Origin of the sequence: Paenibacillus sp. YIM B09110, assembly GCF_037167145.1 — a bacterium.
Taxonomy (GTDB): Bacteria; Bacillota; Bacilli; order Paenibacillales; family Paenibacillaceae; genus Pristimantibacillus.
Window position 1 is genome coordinate 314,454 of the sequence record NZ_JBANSP010000003.1, and the last position, 16,336, is coordinate 330,789.

The following is a 16,336-nucleotide window of genomic DNA, read 5'->3' on the forward strand; positions in this document are numbered from 1 at the left end:
GTAACAAGGCCGCCGGCGAAGCTGTTCATGAATAGCCGTGCCCAGCAACGCCGGCGGCCGATTTATTTATAACACCAGATTGCTTAGGGGTGAGACGTACATGAATGCAGACAATCGAGTCTCCTATAGGCGGAAGGACAGTGTGAAGGCTGGCAAATTCAACAGTCAGAAGCTGGCACCTTATCTTTTTATTTTGCCTTTTCTATTATCTTTTGTCATTTTCTTCTCCTATCCGCTCGTAAGCGCTATTATCATGAGCTTCCAACGGGTGCTGCCCGGTGATGTCGCCTTCATCGGACTGGACAATTACAAGCGGTTACTGAATCCCGATTTCTACAAAGCTTTGTGGAACAGCACGCGCTATACGTTCTGGACGCTGCTCGTGCTCGTCCCGATACCGCTGCTGCTCGCTGTACTGCTTAACGCAAAGGCGATGCGCGCCCGCAACTTGTTCAGGGCCAGCTTGTTCATCCCCGCATTGACTTCGATCGTTGTTGCGGGCATTATTTTCCGTCTTATTTTCAGCGAGCTGGACGGAGCAATTATGAATTCATTCATTAAGCTATTCGGCTTTGACAGCCAGAAGTGGCTGCTTAGCTCATCGCTCAGCATGTTTGCTCTTGTCGTGCTTGCAACTTGGCGTTGGGCAGGGATTAACATCTTGTATTTTCTTTCGGCGCTGCAAAGCATCCCGAGGGAGCTGTATGAATCCGCAGATATTGACGGAGCGGGCACGCTGGGCAAGTTTTTCAAAATTACGGTTCCGTTATTAAAGCCAATATCCATCTATGTGTTCACGATATCGATATACGGCGGCTACGCGATGTTTACCGAAAGCTTTATGCTGTGGGGGAGCAGAGGGTCACCGCAAAATATCGGCCTAACGATGGTTGGCTACATTTATCAGCAGGGCTTCCAATACTTTGATTTGGGCTTCGGCTCGACAATCGGCATCACGCTTCTAGTGATAACGCTGCTCGTCAGCATGCTGCAGTTGAACGTGCTCGGATTTTTCAAGAAGGAGGACTAACATGACAGGGGCTAAGCGGGTCGGGATTATTCCCTCCTTATTGTTGATAGTGTTATTCACGGTGCTTGCCATTATTGCGTTATTTCCTTTATTCGCGCTGTTTCTAGCGTCAGTGAAGCCGGCATCGGAGCTCTTCCGTTTCGGTCTCAATGTACGGCTCGATTTCGATGTGATGACTTTGGCCAACTATAAGGCCATCTTTACAGGCAAGGGCGGCTCGAAGAACTTTTTCGACTGGTACAGCAATAGCTTAATCATTACTGCTGTTTTTACAGTCATATGCTTGTTTTTGTCCTCCATGGTCGGCTACGGGCTGGCTATGTACAAATTCAAGGGCAGGACGTTTGTTTTCACCCTCGTGTTAGCTGTAATGATGATACCGATGGAAATTATTATTTTGCCTCTATATAAGCTATCTATCGATTTGCTGATTATTGATTCCATATGGGGCGTCATATTACCCTTTGTCGTCGCTCCGCTGCCGATCTTTTTCTTCCGCCAGTTCGCATCGGGATTGCCCAAGGACTTCATGGATGCGGGGAGAATCGACGGATGCTCGGAAATGGGGATCTTTTTGCGAATCATGGTGCCGCTGCTGCTGCCTGCTTACGGGGCAATGACGATCTTGCAGGCGCTGTCCAGCTGGAACAACTTCCTATGGCCGGTCATCGTGCTGCGAACGACCGAGAAGTTTACGCTGCCGATCGGACTCGCTGGGCTGCTGTCGCCGACGAGCAACAATTATGAGGTGCTTCTAGCAGGCGCCATTTTGACCATTTTGCCTATACTGCTGCTATTCCTGTTCTTCCAGCGTTTCTTCATTGAAGGTCTGACGGTTGGCGGCGTGAAAGGTTAAAGATAGAGAGAAAAGGAGAGATAGCCAAGATGAAAGCGCAACATTCAGCTCCGGTTCCGCCGGGCATTCGAAAGGTAACGATACAGGACAGCTTCTGGTCCGACTATATACAGCTTGTTCGCAACGTAGTTGTGCCCTATCAATGGGAGGTATTAAATGATCGCGTCGCGGAGGCCGAGCCCAGTCATGCAATCCGAAATTTCAAGATCGCGGCAGGCTTGGAGAAGGGTGATTTTTATGGAATGGTGTTCCAAGACAGCGATGTGGCCAAGTGGCTGGAGGCTGTAGCGTATTTATTGGAAAGCGAACCGGATTCGGAACTGGAGTCTCTAGCAGATACTGTCGTTGAGCTCATTGCAAGAGCACAGCAGCCTGACGGTTACGTCAACACCTACTTTACGATAAAAGAAAAGGATCAGCGCTGGAGCAACTTGGCCGAATGTCATGAGCTTTATTGCGCGGGCCATCTCATAGAAGCAGCCGTTGCGTATTCGAACGCTACGGGCAAACGGACTATCCTTGATGTTGCATGCAGGTTCGCAGATTACATCGGCAACGTGTTCGGAGACGAGCCAGGCAAGCTGAACGGATATGACGGCCATCAGGAAATCGAGCTTGCGCTCGTCAAGCTCTACCATGCAACGGGAAGGCAGACGTATTTGGAGCTTAGCCGTTATTTCTTGAATCAGCGCGGAGCGAAGCCTAACTTCTATAACGAGCAATGGGAAGAGCGTGGACGGACGGTTCACTTTCCGGAGTTGCAAATGTCCCACGATCTGGAATACAGTCAATCTCATCTTCCGGTCAAGCAGCAGGAGCATGCAGTCGGGCATGCGGTACGTCTCGTATACATGTGTACGGCCATGGCCGATATTGCGGCAGAGACCGGTGACGAAGAACTGCTTGCCGCCTGCAGAAGGCTGTGGAGCAGCATCGTTTCTAAGCGCATGTACTTAACGGGAGCGATCGGCTCCATGGCGCATGGCGAATCTTTTACACAGGATTACGATTTGCCGAGCGATACCGCTTACGCTGAGACCTGCGCGTCTATCGGACTCATTTTCTTCGCGCAGCGGATGCTGCAAATCGAGCCGAGCAGCGTATACGCGAACGTGATGGAACGGGCGCTGTACAACACAGTCGTCAGCGGAATGTCCAGGGACGGCAAGCAGTTCTTTTATGTGAATCCGCTTGAGGTGTATCCGCCCGTGCTTGGCAAAAACAAAAATTACGATCATGTGCAGCCGAGAAGACAAGGCTGGTTCGGCTGTGCCTGCTGTCCGCCTAATATCGCAAGACTGCTGGCTTCGCTCGGCCAATACGTCTACACCGTCAAGGATGAGACGATCTATGCGCATTTGTACATCGGCGGAATAGCGCAATTCGAGCTGGACTCCGGTACCGTAACGCTAGAGCAACGTTCCGACTATGCATGGGATGGGGCAGCATCGTTTCACGTTCACGTGCCGCGCGTGAGTGCCTTCACGCTTGCGCTGCGCATACCGGATTGGAGCGGCGGCATTAAGCATTTGCGGGTGAACGGCTCCGAATATCTTTATGACGCGAAGGAAGTAGAGAAAGGCTATATTCGATTGGACCGCGTATGGGCTACAGGCGATACAGTTGAGGTTTCATTCGAAATGCCCGTTCTTCGCATGCAGGGTCATCCGCTCATTCGTCAGACCGCTGGCAAAGTGGCGTTGCAGCGCGGTCCGTTCGTATACTGTCTGGAGGAAGCGGACAACGGCGGGCAGCTCTATCAATTGACTTTGGCGGCAGGTAGCGAACTCGCCGTTTCCTTCGACGAAGAGCTGTTAGGCGGCATGCAGGTCATTAAGGCGCAAGGCGAACGCCGCAGTTCGGCGCCGTGGCAGGAGGAGCTCTACCGCCCGGATGCGCAATGGATCCAGGAGAAGACGGAATTGACGTTTATTCCCTATTACGCTTGGGCGAACAGAGAGCCTGGCGAGATGACCGTATGGACGAATCATTCATCTTAATTGACAAGTCAACATGAATATTGACACCCCCTATTTCCAGCAGCAGGCAATTGACATGCTTAAGCTCTGAGAGGTAGGGGGTTTTTGTAAGCAAAAAAATAGCCATGAGAGGAGGTGATGCAGCGGAGCATTGTCAATAGGAGGAGGTGACGTGTTCGGCATTGCGCATGCAATCGCCAGTTGGAAACGAAATCCAGACACCATGATGTGGACAAATGCTGCACCAAATAATCCGATATACAGGAGGCTTAAATGATGTGGAATCAAGCCCTACCCCTACACCGGAGATGGATTCTGCTTGCAGCGTCATTTTTTGTAACCGCTTCATTTATTATTGTTTACCCCCAAATCGCTTCTGCTTACACGCTAACGGACAGCAACTTCAATATTACGACGGGAACGCATGGCGAGATTAACTCCTTAAGGCTCGTCGGCGACACGTTCAACACCCAATACGTCATGAATCCGACCGTAACGCCGAATCAGAATACGGCAGACCACCAATGGCTTGGCGAGCTTATTTTCAAATACCGCTTAGGCACAGGCGCCTGGCAAACGGCGATGACCCAAAGCTCAGCCGATGCCAGAACGCAGGCCCAAAGCGGCAATACGGCGACAATTACGTATCAAAATTCAACGAATGCGAACGGCATCAAAAACTTCAAGCTCGTTAACAAGTACTCTCTCGTTAGCGACTACTTCCTCTGGGAATTCGAAATGACGAACACGAGCACGCAAACGATCGAATTCGGGGATGTGGGTCTGCCACTTCCGTTTAACGAGTTCTGGACGGGCGGCGGCAACGAGCAAATCTACGAATCGAGGGTGCTGACGCATTCCTTCGTGGGCAATAACAGCTCCTACATTACGGTCGGACGTCCAAGCGGTATCGGCCCTTCGCTGCTCATGGTGCCTGACGCCAGCACGGGAGCGGGGTTCGAATATCAGGATCGTTGGAGAGTTGAAGAGCATCCGGGCAGCATGTGGGCCATGGATCAAGGCGGCTGGATCGAAGGACTGAACGTGTTCTATATCCACTCGAATGTGATCAAGAGCACGAACCGCGGCTATTTGCCTAACACGAGCTTGACGCTCGCGCCGGGCGCAAGCAAGAAATACGCGTTCAAGTTTTTTAAAGTGACCGGCGAGAACCAAGTTAAGGATCGCCTATATAGCGAAGGCCATATCGACGTAACGGTCGTGCCGGGCATGATGGTGCCAACGGACCAAACGGCGAAGTTCGACCTGCACACGTCGAAAACAATCAATTCCGTCGTTGCGCAATATCCGTCCGAGACGACGATCACCTCGTTAGGCACGACAGGAACGAATCACAAAATTTATTCCATTCAAATGAACAGGCTCGGTCCGAATAACGTAACGGTGAACTATGGCAACGGAGAGAAAACGGTGCTTCAGTTCTACGCGATCGAACCGATCGGCGATGCGCTTCAACGGCACTCGACGTTCATGGTCAACAGCACGCAGTGGAATGTTCCCGGCGATCTTAGGGATAAAGTATTCGACGACTGGATGATGAATACGAATTCCAAACGCAACGTGTTCAACGGTTATTGGGGCTGGGGAGATGACTGGGGTTTGACGCATGGTCAATTCCTCGCCGAGAAAAACGTTCAGACACCTGTAGCTTCTGAGGTTCAGGCCGTCGACGACTATTTAACGGTAGCGATCTGGCAGAACCTGATGGGCGAGCACCAAACGGACTATCTCATTCATGACTTCCTCATGCCTGATCCGAACGATACGCCAACGTATCGCGGTTATGCTTATCCTCATATTTATAATACCTACTTCAGCATGTACAAGATCGCGAAGCTCTACCCCGATCTGATCACCTACGATAATCCGCGAAATACGTACCTGCTTCGGGCTTATAACATATTTAACGCTTTATACGGATCGGGGGTCGCCTACAACTGGAATACGGGGCTTATGGGCGAGCTGACGACACCGGAAATTATCAAGGCGCTTCAAGATGAAGGCTACACGACGCAAGCGAACAGCATCATTACCAAAATGGCTACCAAATACAACAACTTCGCCAATACGACCTATCCATACGGCTCCGAATACAACTACGACAATACCGGTGAAGAAGCCGTGTATACCCTCGCCAAGATGAACAACAACAATACGATGAAGAGCAAAATCAATACGAAGACGCGCGCGGCTCGCGGACATATGCCGATCTGGTACTATTACACATCGCCGGTGACGATTACGGGCGAGAACTGGTGGAACTTCCAATACACCGTTTCATTGGCCGGTTACGCGATGGACGATTGGATTCGGTTCCACTCCACGACGCCCGAGGTGGAGCAGCGATTGTCCTATGCGGCCAAGATCGCGAACATCGGTTCGATCAATTCGGGTCAGATCAGCTCCGATCCAGCAGATATAGGCGCTGTTGCATGGACTTACCAGGCGGAGAAAGGCAATTACAATGCGCTTGGCCACGGCGGCGGTCCGCTGCAGAACGGCTGGAGAGGCATGTCCGGCGAGGCTGACCTCGGCTTGTTCGGCGCAATCAAGATTCTTAGCTCCGACGTTGCGGTCGATCCGATCTTCGGTCTGTACTGCTACGGCTGCGAAGTAGCGAATACAAGCACAACCTATACGGTCGTGCCGAAGGACGGCGTATTCCAACGCTTGAACCTCATTACCGAGAAATTCGGCATGGAGCTGGAGCGGGACAAATATACGACGGCAACGGTTGCGAAGGCGAAAAATGCGGTTAACTTCACGCTGAAGAGCTCGACGCCAGGCACAGCCCACACGACAAAAGTGACTTTTAGAGGGCTGGCAGCAGGCAGCTACAATATTCTGGTTAATAACGTTGCCGTCGGCTCCGTCAATGCGGTCAACAACGTCAATGCGACGATTACCCTGAATATCGGCACTGCGGCAACGTACAACATTTCGCTGCAGCAAGGCACGCCGCTTCCGAATACGGCACCGGTTGTAGATGCCGGAGCGAATAGCACCTTCACTCTTCCGTCGACTGTTGCTCTTGCAGGAACGGCAAGTGACGACGGTTTGCCTAGCGGAACGGTCACGACGACCTGGACGCTGGTCAGCGGACCTGGCACGGCAACGTTTGCGAACAGCGCGGCGCTGAATACAACGGCTACCGTAACGGTAGCGGGAACGTATGTCTTCCAGCTGAGCGCAACCGATGGAAGCTTGTCGGCTAACGATACTGTTACGCATACGGTCAATCCGGCTGCTCCGGTGCCGGAGGTTATTGCAAGCTACGCCTTTAATGAAACGAGCGGCACCTCGGCCAGCGACTCTTCCGGCAACGGCAAGCATGCGACGTTAACCGGCGGAACAGCATGGTCGCCTGGCAAGACGGCTAACGGGCTTGAATTGAACGGCAGCAACGCTTATGCCAGTCTGCCGGCAGGCATCGTCAGCAACGTAAACGATTTCACGATTGCGACATGGGTGAAGGTGGACACCTTGAGCGATTGGTCGCGCATCTTCGACTTTGGTACGGGTACAACCAATTATATGTTCCTAGCGCCTAGAGCAGGCGGATCGGGACTGCGATTCAGCATTACAACAGGCGGGAACGGGTCGGAGCAGCAGCTTAACGCGCCTGCTTTGCCGACTGGAGTCTGGAAGCATGTTGCGGTCACACTCACAGGCACGACAGGGCGACTTTACGTTGACGGAGCGCTTGCCGCAACGAATACGGGGATGACCTTGAAGCCTTCAAGTCTTGGCAGCACGACCGCGAACTATATTGGCAAATCGCAATTTTCAGATCCATACTTGGACGGTATGGTCGACGACTTCAAAATTTACAGCCGTGCGCTCAGCGGAACGGAGATCAGCACCTTATTCAGCGGATCGCCGTCAGCGGCCGATATTGCACCGCTTGGAGTCGCCACGACCTCTTTCGTATCGACTTGGGAAAGTCTTGCCGGTCTGAACGACGGCTATGCGCCGACAAGCTCGGCAGACCGAGGTCATCCGATATACGGCAACTGGAACAATCCGAATACGACGCAATGGGTGCAATACGATTTCTCGCAAAATTACACGATATCCGGTATCCAAGTATATTGGTTCGACGACAATGGGGGGATCGACCTGCCGGCATCGTATACGATTCAATACTGGGACGGTACGGCTTGGGTGAACGTCTCAAGCCCGTCGGGGCTTGGCGTTCTTGCGGACCAGTACAACGTAACGACGTTCACGCCGGTATCGACGAACAAGATCCGAATCAACGTAACGGCGAAAGCGACGACGTCGACAGGCATTTCATCTTGGAAAGTATTAGGGTACTAAAGTGAAAGAGGGCTTTCCCGAGGAGGCAGATTGTCGACCTCAACGGAAAGCCCTTCTTTTTTTCGATTAACCTTTATTGGATCCGGACGTCAGCCCATCGACAAAGTAGCGCTGCAAGTACATGAACAGCAGCGTGATCGGAATCGCGATAAGCACGGCCCCAGCCGCGAACAGCGTAAAATAGGCGTTTTGGTAGGAATTGACCATATCGTACAGCCCGACGGCAACCGTCCATTTTTCCTTGGACCGCAGCACGAGGCTGGCGAATATAAAGTCTACCCATGCCCCGGTAAAGGCGGTCAATGCGACGAATACCAGCATCGGTTTGGACAGCGGCAGCATAATGCTCGTGAACACCCGCAGATTGCTGGCGCCGTCGATTCGGGCAGCTTCCTCGATGCCTTTAGGCAGCGTGTCGAAGAAACCTTTGGCCACGAACAGATTGAAGATGACCGATCCGAACGAATAGACGATGACCAGCGCCGTATGGGTATTCAGCAGACCTACCTGCATAAGCAGAATATAAACGGCTACCATGCTCATAAATCCAGGGAACATTCCGAGGATGAGCATCAAGGTTAAGGAGGCTTTCCTGAACGGGAAACGGAATCTAGACAAAGCATAGGCAGAGACCGTGACGAGAAGCGTACTGAAGATCATGCTGAATACAGCGACTTTGAATGTATTGAAATACCAGGTTGCGAACATCAGACTCTCGGAATGGAACAATTCCGCATAATGGCCAAGCGTCAAGCTTTTCGGAATAAACGTTTCGCTGTAGAGCGATTTGCCGGGCTTGAAGGAGGAGATGACGACCCACGCGGCGGGATACAGGCTCCAGCAGACGACGGCGAGCAGAAAAGCATAGCTGGCGCATACGCGTATTTTGGTCGCTGCTTTCATGCTCATTGAATCATCTCCTCATCCTTGAACGATTTCGTTTGTCTATAGTTCCATATGGAAAAGCCGGCGATGATGATGAACAAAATGATGCCGATCGCCGAAGCGATATTGTAAATGTTGTTGTTAAGAGTTAGCTTGTATAGCCAAGTAATCAACAGATCGGTATGACCCGCGTATTGGTACTGCGGATTCGATGGACCGCCGTTCGTAAGCAAATAAATGACATTGAAGTTATTGAAATTGCCCGCGGTTTGGATGATCATAATCGGGGCGATCGCGAACAGCAGAATCGGGAACGTCACGATTTTTCCCTGCTGCCAGCGTCCCGCGCCTTCGACCTTCGCTGCTTCGTACAAATCGGCCGGAATCGTCGACAGAACGCTGCTGACGAGAAGGAAGGACAACGGCATCCCGATCCAGATGTTAACGATGATGACCGTAAACTTGGCCCAATAGGGATCCGTCAGCCAAGGCAGCTGTCCCAACCCGAAGTAAGACAGATACTGGTTAATGGGGCCGAACTTGCCGTTGAACATCATTTTCATCGCCAGCAAAGAGATCATTTGGGGAATGGCGTACGGTATGATGACAGCCGTTCTCCATGCCCCTTTCAGTCGGATTTCCTTCTGCGAAAGGACGAGCGCGACGATCAAGCCGCTTGCGAACGTCGTTACGGTCGCAACCGCAGCCCATATTACCGTCCAGCCAAGCACGCCGACGAACGTACTGCTCCAGCTTTTCAACCGAAAGAGCTGCGCGAACGAGTCGAACCCGACCCAATCCACTAGATTGCCCGGCGGAATATGGTGCGGCGAGGAATAGTTGGTGAAAGCGAGCAGAATCATGAACACGATCGGCAATATCGTAATGAATAGAATGCCCGCTGCCGGAACGAACAGCAGCAGCTGCGCAAACTTGAAGTCGTGAATAAACGTTAGCGTTTGCCTGAAGCCAGACGGGGAACGTCCGTTATCGCGTAGACGACCGGTACGATAAGCGTCCCTAATCGAGCTGGCGTAAAGGAACAGGGCCAGCATGAAAAGAAAGAGCACGATCAAGCTTTCGATCATTAAGTTAATCGAATGGTCGCCGGCAATATGCTGCGATTTGCCGTTGACTTCGACGAGGCGGGAAGGGGCTTCCCCGAGCGTGGAGATTCCCCAGACCGCATGCTCCAAGTTGCTGCCGAAGTAAATCGCCGCCGCAGCGCTTACGGCAACGAGCAACATTCCTTTTATCCATTGCCGGTTGTACAATTGCCCGATGCCAGGTGTCAGTGCCGAGAGGAGGGCTGCGGCCAGCCGATGTTTGCTGTTCGGTTGCATGTTAGAATGGAGCCTCCGGCGATTGTTCAGGCTGCTGGGCGTTCAGCGCAATGGCATCCTTGATTTGCTTCACGGCCCGGTCCAGCGTTTGCTTGATGTCCTTGCCCTCCCAAATCTCGATCATGGCAGCATCCATCGGAACCCATACGCCGCTAACCTCGGGGATGGATGGGGCCGGGTGCGAACCGCTGAACTGATTGTAAAATGCGCTCGTTATTTCGTCGGCTTGAATAACGGGGTTTCCAGCTGCTTCCTTGTGCGTAGGCACAGCGCCCGTAAGCTCATAATTAAGCAGTTGAGCCGATTGGGTGGAAGCGAATCTCGCGAATAGTTTGGCTGCGTTCGGATATTTGCTATAAGCGCTTACATACCATGAGTTGACTTGCGAAAGCGTAACGGATTCGCTGCCTGCGATAGCCGGAATCGGAGCGACGCCAAAGTTGACGCCCGCTTGCCGGAACGTATCGATAAACCAGGAGCCGGTAACGTTCATCGCTACGCTGCCTTCGCTGAACAACGTTGTTTTGATGTCGCTGGCGATATCGCCTGCCGTTACGGGAAGCACCTCCTTGCGCAGAGACGCGAACGTCTCCATTCCTTTAATGGCACCGTCGTTGTTAAGACCGATGTCTCCCGCATCGGTGCCATCCTTGCCGAATATATAGCCGCCGGTAGAGCCGATGAACGGGTAACTGAAGTAGAAGAAGGGCGCATCGAACATGAATGCGTATTTATTGTTTGCGGTGTCGTTGAACGTTTTGGCATACTCGATTACTTCTTCCATCGTAGCCGGAGGCTCGCTGATCAGGTCCTTGTTATAGAACATCGCGTAAGTCATGACCTTAATGGGATAGCCGTACAGCTTATCCTTATAGGATGCGGTCGCGATCGCGACTTCCTCGTGCTCGGCTTTCGTTACCGCTTCGAATTCGTCGTTAGGCAAAATAAGTCCGGCGCTTGCCGCTTTGCCAAGATGATCCTGCGAGGTCGTAATGACGTCGGCGGCCAGGCCGGCTGGGCCATCCAACTCGAACTTGCCGATCTGATCCATGGTGCCGAGCTCCTGCATCGTTACTTCCACGCCGTAAATTTCCGTGAATTGTTTCATGATCGCTTCGACGAACGGCCTTGCTTCCTTGCTCTCCCAGACTAACAGTTTCGCGCCGGGTTCGGGCGTCAGTTCCGTATCCAGCTTCTCGAACTTCAGATCGAACTGGCCTTGCGGACCATCGTTATTGGATTTCGGGCGTTCCTGCCCGGTTTGATTGGAGCATGCGGCAGTAAGGACGAGAGATAACGATAAGCTGCAAAGCGCGAGCCTTGCTCCCGTGCGTGCTGATAGATTCCTCTTCATGGTCATTCCTCCGATTGTTTTTGTCTTATAGGGTATTTCCTTGAACCCAGCCTTTCACTTCGTACCGGATCTTCAGATTTTCATTCGCAATGAATCTGCGCTTCGGCAATTCGGCTCCTCCAGCATCCGTCTCCTGCATCCCCGAATAATCGCAGATACGGAATGAATATCCCGTGCCTCTAGGAAGGGAGAAGCGTCTTCTATAGATTTGACGGCCCGTTCTCTGGAGCTCAACCCCGGCATGAATCTTGGCGCTATGTGGGGTGTCCGCCGGTACGACGACCTTAAGCTCTACGGTTACTTGCGGAGGCAGCTCGTCGATTACCGCAAGGAGATGCTCGCTCTTTAGGCCGAATCGGCGGTACTCTACGTGATAACGGCCTGTTTTGGCAGCGAGAATGGTTCCTTGTGGAGAAATACGGACGCCTTCTCTCGGTATGACGCTGAATGCTGCATGAAGATCGACGATATTTAAACCGCTTTCATATTGAACGATCGGATACAGACAGCTCTTTGCTCCGCTGAGGGCAGCAAGCTCGTCGCCAATCAACAGGACGGCCGCGGGGGCCCCTTTGTCGCCGAAGAAACCAATCAAAGGACCGTGGACTCTTGATTCCCAGGCGGCTTCGTTATGCTCTGCGGTCTGCTCGTAACAGAAGTGCAAGTCGTCTCCCGAACGGTATCCGAGCTGGATGAAATGTTCCGCCATGCTTCTTACATGGGCAGCCAGCACGGTCATCCCTTCCATGCCGCCGACATCGATCCAAAGCTTAAGCGGCTGTTTCTTCTCGAATCGCAGCGCGATGGGGCTATGCTGCATCTTCTCTTCGTCGTATTGGGCGAAATAAGGAGAGAGCATGGCCAGCATGCCGAACACGTCGGGACGGCGAAAGCCGATATGATACGTGACGAGTCCTCCTCTGGACGAGCCCATGAGCGCCGTATGCCGGCTTTCCCGTTTCGTCCGGTACGTACGGTCGATATGTGGCTTTAACTCCTCGATCAAGAAACGTTCGTACATTTCGCCGCAGCATGGATAGTCCAACTCGCCGGCGAACGGTCCGTTGTGAGCATATTCGCTGTTTCTGGCAACGCCCATGTTGGATATCGCGACGACGATCAGCTTCTCGATGCGCCGCTGGGCAATCAATTGGTCGCATATGCCGTGAAGATTCCACGTCTGACCATTGAACGCTTTGGCAAATACGTTCTGTCCGTCATGCACGTACATAACCGGATACGATGCTTCCCGTTCCCGGTCGTAGCCCGGGGGCAAATAAACGAAAACATCTCTATCGTTGTTTAAGCAAACAGAATGGAAGGAGGTGATCGTCTCTATTCGAGAATGTACGTTCATCATTATTGCTCCTTTCCTATGTTGACGGGGTTTAAGTCTATCCAGTTGTTGACGGTATAGCTGACTTTTTTGTCGCCGTCCGCTACGAGCCGCCTATACGGAATCGGCCTGAACTCCTCATCGACTTCTTCTTTCTCGTACCCCCGCGTAATGAGGAAGTCGAAAACCAGATTTCGCGGCAATCGGATCGCCCCTCCGTATAAGCCCTTCTCAAGCTTGGGGATTCCGAAGGTCGCATAGATTTCTGCGTCTTCCGGCGTGGAAGGCGGTACGCGAACTTCCAACTCAATCGTTACGGTTTCCGATAATTGTTCCTTCACGGAATATACCTTGGAAGTTTGTAAGCCGTCGTACTCGTATACGATCGTCGCGCTCCCCGGTTGTTTGGGCAGCAGCCGCCCATTGGGGGCAACGTCCATGATTTGAGGCTGCAATGAACGATAACAGCCGGACAAGTCGCTGAACCTCAGCCCGCTATCCAGCGTGACTACTGCATTGGCATAGGTAGTCGGGCCGGCAATGCCAACGACCTCGGGACCCTCAAGCGCCACGCTTTCGGCAACGCCTTTGCCGCCGAAGAAATGAAGCAGCGGCATATGCGCCCTCCGGCCCCAATCCCATTCGGAATGGGCGGCTTCCTTGTCTTGGAAGTAATAAAGCTCCTCGCCCTGCTTCCAGCCCTCGTTCAGCAAAGCCTCGGCTGCAGCCTGAACATGGGCGGGCATGAAGAAACCTTCCGAGCCGCCGATATCCAACCATAATTTCTGTCCTTCGTTGTACGGATAAAGCCGATATTGCGGTTTTTCCTTCAGCGTACTCGGTTCAACTTGAATGAAGAAAGGGGACAGGATGCCGAGCATGCCGAATACATTCGGATTGCGCATGCCGATATTGTAAGTCGCGATACCGGCTGCAGAAGATCCCATCAGTGCAGTATGGGCAGCGTCGGTTAACGTTCTGAAACGGCCGTCTATCATTGGCTTGAGTTCTTCCACCAAAAAGTGCTCGTATTGCTTCCCTGTGCAGCGAATCGGATAAGCGCAAAGGTCATGGAAATATTCGCTTGTTCCATCTTCGAATTTGTGCTCGACGGCAACGATGATGATCGGCCGGATCAAGCCGTCGGCGATCAAACGATCCGCAATCCGGTGCATCGCCCAGGATTCGCCGGATTGCTTCCGCGGCTCGAAAACATGCTGTCCGACGTGCATGTACAGCACGGGATAACGGGCGTCCGCCTTCTCTTCATATCCGGCGGGCAAATATACGTAAATTTCTCTTTCGTTGCCTAGACGGGAAGCACGGATCCCCGAAAGAACAATTAATTGCGATGTTTGTAAGGAATTAGACATGCGTTACGTCCTTTCTGTCACTATTATTGCGTAATTGGATAACAACTTAACCGGTTAAGTTAAGCCTAGTATAGGGGATGCCCAATTGACTGTCAACTGCTCGAATTGACATTTTTCCAATATGGGATTTATGATTAGCTAAGCTTATAATTCGGATAAGGCGGGTTCTAATACGATGAAAAAAACGACGTTGAGGGACGTTGCCAAAGAAGCGGGCGTCTCTGTCGCTACGGTCAGCTACGTTCTAAATAATGTAAGCAAGCAAACGATTCCCGAAGAAACGAGACAGCGGGTATTCCAAGCCGCCAGTAAGCTGAAGTACGTTCAGAACCTGACGGCCAAGGCGTTATCGCTCGGCAAAACGAACGTCCTCGGCGTCCTCATCGTCAGTCCTAACGATGCCATCGTTCCGAAGACGGTCAGCTATGGGGCATACCTTGACCGGCTGGAGCGGAGATGCAGGGAGAAAGGTTACCATCTGCTAATCTCGCAGCTCGATCCCTCGGAGCCGAGCCTCGATATAATCGCGGAGAGAAAGCTGGACGGCGTGTTTCTAATCGATGCTGTCGCGCATTCGTTTCATGCGATCTCTAGCCATCTTCAATACGGCTCGCCACTGGTGCTCATCGATGGGCGGATCAACGATCCTTTGTTTCGTGAAGTGATGCCGGATCTGCAAGGGATATCGGAGATTCTGAACAATCGAATGCTGCCCGGTGAGCCCTTCGCCCTCATACATGAGCAGCTATCGAATATACCCTATGAACAATCGCTCCGTGACGCATTCGGGCTGGATGATTCAAGCATGCTCTTGGCAACGAGCGAGGAGGAAGTGTTGCGGTCCTTCATCGAGCGGCATTCGGACAAGTCTCTTGTCGTATTCAACGAATTCGTCGCGTTGCAGGCGTTGCGCTATCGCAGCCCTGAGAGCATTGTTGTCGTGTGCACGTCGGAGTGTCCGGAACTTCTGCCGGCGAGGATGAGGAAGCTTGTTCCGTTGCACTCCAAGGCAGACGCCAGCTTTGACTTGATGAGCGAGCTGCTGGTTTCGCCTTTCGGCTCGTCGTTGGATGGACGAATTCCGTTTCGAGCGGACTGTTTCGAATCCTAATGGTAAATATTTTCGAAAAAAATCCCCTGCTGATGAAATCATCAACAGGGGATTTTTTCGAACGCATACATTCTAAATGTCAGGATTCATGGCCGAGGATCCTCTCTGATTCGCGGGCTTGTATTGCTTTTACGCTAAACGAGCCCCCATCCTCTTCGCTTGCTCTAGCCACTTCTTCCGATTCTCTGCCGTTGCGTGGGTGACCGGACCGATATCCGTTACGCGAACGGGCTTGATGCCGCAGAATTGCAGGATACTTTGCTTCACGACTCGGTGTCCCGCTCGCCCGTAGATCAGCCGATTGTACCAAGACGGCGTGTCGCTCGTCACGATGAGCCGGGCGGTCTTGCCGGTTAGCAGCTTATCGAAGAAGACGGAGTTCTCCTTATACCTGAAGGCAAAGCCCGGCAGCAGGATGCGGTCAAAGAAACCTTTCATTACGGCCGGCATCATGCCCCACCATACGGGGTAGACAAGCACGATATGATCCGCCCATCGGATAAGCTCTTGAGCTTTAAGCAGATCAGCCTCCAGCTCCGTTCTTTGGCGGTAACCGAACTTTAAGTTCGGCTCGAATTCGAGCTCGCCCATATGAAGGGTACGAACTTGGACCGCCTGCTCCTTGGCGCCCTCGATATAAGCTTGGGACAACGCCGAACAGAAGCTTTCGGTGTCGGGGTGGCCGGTAATGACGAGAATATTTGATTTCATGATCGATCTCCTCCGCG

General features: G+C 52.4%; 11 protein-coding genes. 5 read left to right on the top strand and 6 right to left on the bottom strand.

What is annotated here, in order from left to right; all coding sequences use genetic code 11:
• Nucleotides 1–100: 100 nt before the first annotated feature.
• The 4 genes from V8F51_RS05975 to V8F51_RS05990 all read left to right on the top strand — a co-directional run bounded on the left by V8F51_RS05975 (nucleotide 101) and on the right by V8F51_RS05990 (nucleotide 8,206).
• Complete coding sequence (locus tag V8F51_RS05975; RefSeq protein WP_337099192.1) at nucleotides 101–1,030, top strand: carbohydrate ABC transporter permease; 930 nt, start codon at nucleotides 101–103, stop codon at nucleotides 1,028–1,030.
• A gap of 1 nt (nucleotide 1,031) precedes the next feature.
• A complete protein-coding gene (locus V8F51_RS05980; protein WP_337099193.1) occupies nucleotides 1,032–1,886 on the top strand; it encodes a carbohydrate ABC transporter permease in 855 nt (284 codons plus the stop codon).
• Between the two features lie 29 nt (nucleotides 1,887–1,915).
• The gene (locus V8F51_RS05985; protein WP_337099194.1) at nucleotides 1,916–3,886 is read left to right on the top strand and encodes a glycoside hydrolase family 127 protein; all 1,971 of its coding nucleotides are present in this window, start codon (nucleotides 1,916–1,918) and stop codon (nucleotides 3,884–3,886) included.
• 255 nt (nucleotides 3,887–4,141) lie between these two features.
• Complete coding sequence (locus V8F51_RS05990) at nucleotides 4,142–8,206, top strand: DUF5695 domain-containing protein (RefSeq protein ID WP_337099195.1); 4,065 nt, start codon at nucleotides 4,142–4,144, stop codon at nucleotides 8,204–8,206.
• 66 nt (nucleotides 8,207–8,272) lie between these two features.
• Here V8F51_RS05990 and V8F51_RS05995 read toward each other — a convergent pair whose 3' ends face one another.
• From V8F51_RS05995 to V8F51_RS06015, 5 genes are read right to left on the bottom strand one after another with little or no spacing between them, the layout of a single operon-like run.
• Nucleotides 8,273–9,115 carry a sugar ABC transporter permease gene (locus V8F51_RS05995; RefSeq protein WP_337099196.1) on the bottom strand — a complete coding sequence of 281 codons (843 nt, stop codon included), beginning with the start codon at nucleotides 9,113–9,115 and terminating at the stop codon, nucleotides 8,273–8,275.
• Nucleotides 9,112–10,434, bottom strand: coding sequence for a carbohydrate ABC transporter permease (locus tag V8F51_RS06000; protein WP_337099197.1), 1,323 nt, complete (start codon nucleotides 10,432–10,434; stop codon nucleotides 9,112–9,114). Before V8F51_RS06000 ends, V8F51_RS05995 begins: the two co-directional genes overlap by 4 nt.
• 1 nt (nucleotide 10,435) lies before the next feature.
• Nucleotides 10,436–11,788 carry a sugar ABC transporter substrate-binding protein gene (locus tag V8F51_RS06005; RefSeq protein WP_337099198.1) on the bottom strand — a complete coding sequence of 451 codons (1,353 nt, stop codon included), beginning with the start codon at nucleotides 11,786–11,788 and terminating at the stop codon, nucleotides 10,436–10,438.
• Nucleotides 11,789–11,813: 25 nt separating this feature from the next.
• Nucleotides 11,814–13,145 carry an alpha/beta hydrolase gene (locus V8F51_RS06010; RefSeq protein WP_337099199.1) on the bottom strand — a complete coding sequence of 444 codons (1,332 nt, stop codon included), beginning with the start codon at nucleotides 13,143–13,145 and terminating at the stop codon, nucleotides 11,814–11,816.
• Nucleotides 13,146–13,147: 2 nt separating this feature from the next.
• A complete protein-coding gene (locus V8F51_RS06015; protein ID WP_337099200.1) occupies nucleotides 13,148–14,497 on the bottom strand; it encodes an alpha/beta hydrolase in 1,350 nt (449 codons plus the stop codon).
• A gap of 175 nt (nucleotides 14,498–14,672) precedes the next feature.
• Here V8F51_RS06015 and V8F51_RS06020 point away from each other — a divergent pair, with 175 nt between their 5' ends.
• Nucleotides 14,673–15,608: a LacI family DNA-binding transcriptional regulator gene (locus tag V8F51_RS06020; RefSeq protein ID WP_337099201.1), complete on the top strand. Its 936-nt coding sequence runs from the start codon at nucleotides 14,673–14,675 to the stop codon at nucleotides 15,606–15,608.
• Between the two features lie 129 nt (nucleotides 15,609–15,737).
• On the opposite strand, the gene V8F51_RS06025 is transcribed toward V8F51_RS06020, so the two are convergent.
• Nucleotides 15,738–16,319 carry an NAD(P)H-dependent oxidoreductase gene (locus V8F51_RS06025; RefSeq protein ID WP_337099202.1) on the bottom strand — a complete coding sequence of 194 codons (582 nt, stop codon included), beginning with the start codon at nucleotides 16,317–16,319 and terminating at the stop codon, nucleotides 15,738–15,740.
• Nucleotides 16,320–16,336 lie beyond the last annotated feature (17 nt).

Bases quoted from the DNA above. Each gene is read 5' to 3' on its own strand.
- V8F51_RS06000 (WP_337099197.1), bottom strand. From the start codon at position 10,434: ATGCAACCGAACAGCAAACATCGGCTGGCCGCAGCCCTCCTCTCGGCA.
- V8F51_RS05985 (WP_337099194.1), top strand. From the start codon at position 1,916: ATGAAAGCGCAACATTCAGCTCCGGTTCCGCCGGGCATTCGAAAGGTA.
- V8F51_RS06015 (WP_337099200.1), bottom strand. From the start codon at position 14,497: ATGTCTAATTCCTTACAAACATCGCAATTAATTGTTCTTTCGGGGATC.
- V8F51_RS06025 (WP_337099202.1), bottom strand. From the start codon at position 16,319: ATGAAATCAAATATTCTCGTCATTACCGGCCACCCCGACACCGAAAGC.
- V8F51_RS05995 (WP_337099196.1), bottom strand. From the start codon at position 9,115: ATGAGCATGAAAGCAGCGACCAAAATACGCGTATGCGCCAGCTATGCT.
- V8F51_RS05975 (WP_337099192.1), top strand. From the start codon at position 101: ATGAATGCAGACAATCGAGTCTCCTATAGGCGGAAGGACAGTGTGAAG.
- V8F51_RS06020 (WP_337099201.1), top strand. From the start codon at position 14,673: ATGAAAAAAACGACGTTGAGGGACGTTGCCAAAGAAGCGGGCGTCTCT.
- V8F51_RS06005 (WP_337099198.1), bottom strand. From the start codon at position 11,788: ATGAAGAGGAATCTATCAGCACGCACGGGAGCAAGGCTCGCGCTTTGC.
- V8F51_RS06010 (WP_337099199.1), bottom strand. From the start codon at position 13,145: ATGAACGTACATTCTCGAATAGAGACGATCACCTCCTTCCATTCTGTT.
- V8F51_RS05990 (WP_337099195.1), top strand. From the start codon at position 4,142: ATGTGGAATCAAGCCCTACCCCTACACCGGAGATGGATTCTGCTTGCA.
- V8F51_RS05980 (WP_337099193.1), top strand. From the start codon at position 1,032: ATGACAGGGGCTAAGCGGGTCGGGATTATTCCCTCCTTATTGTTGATA.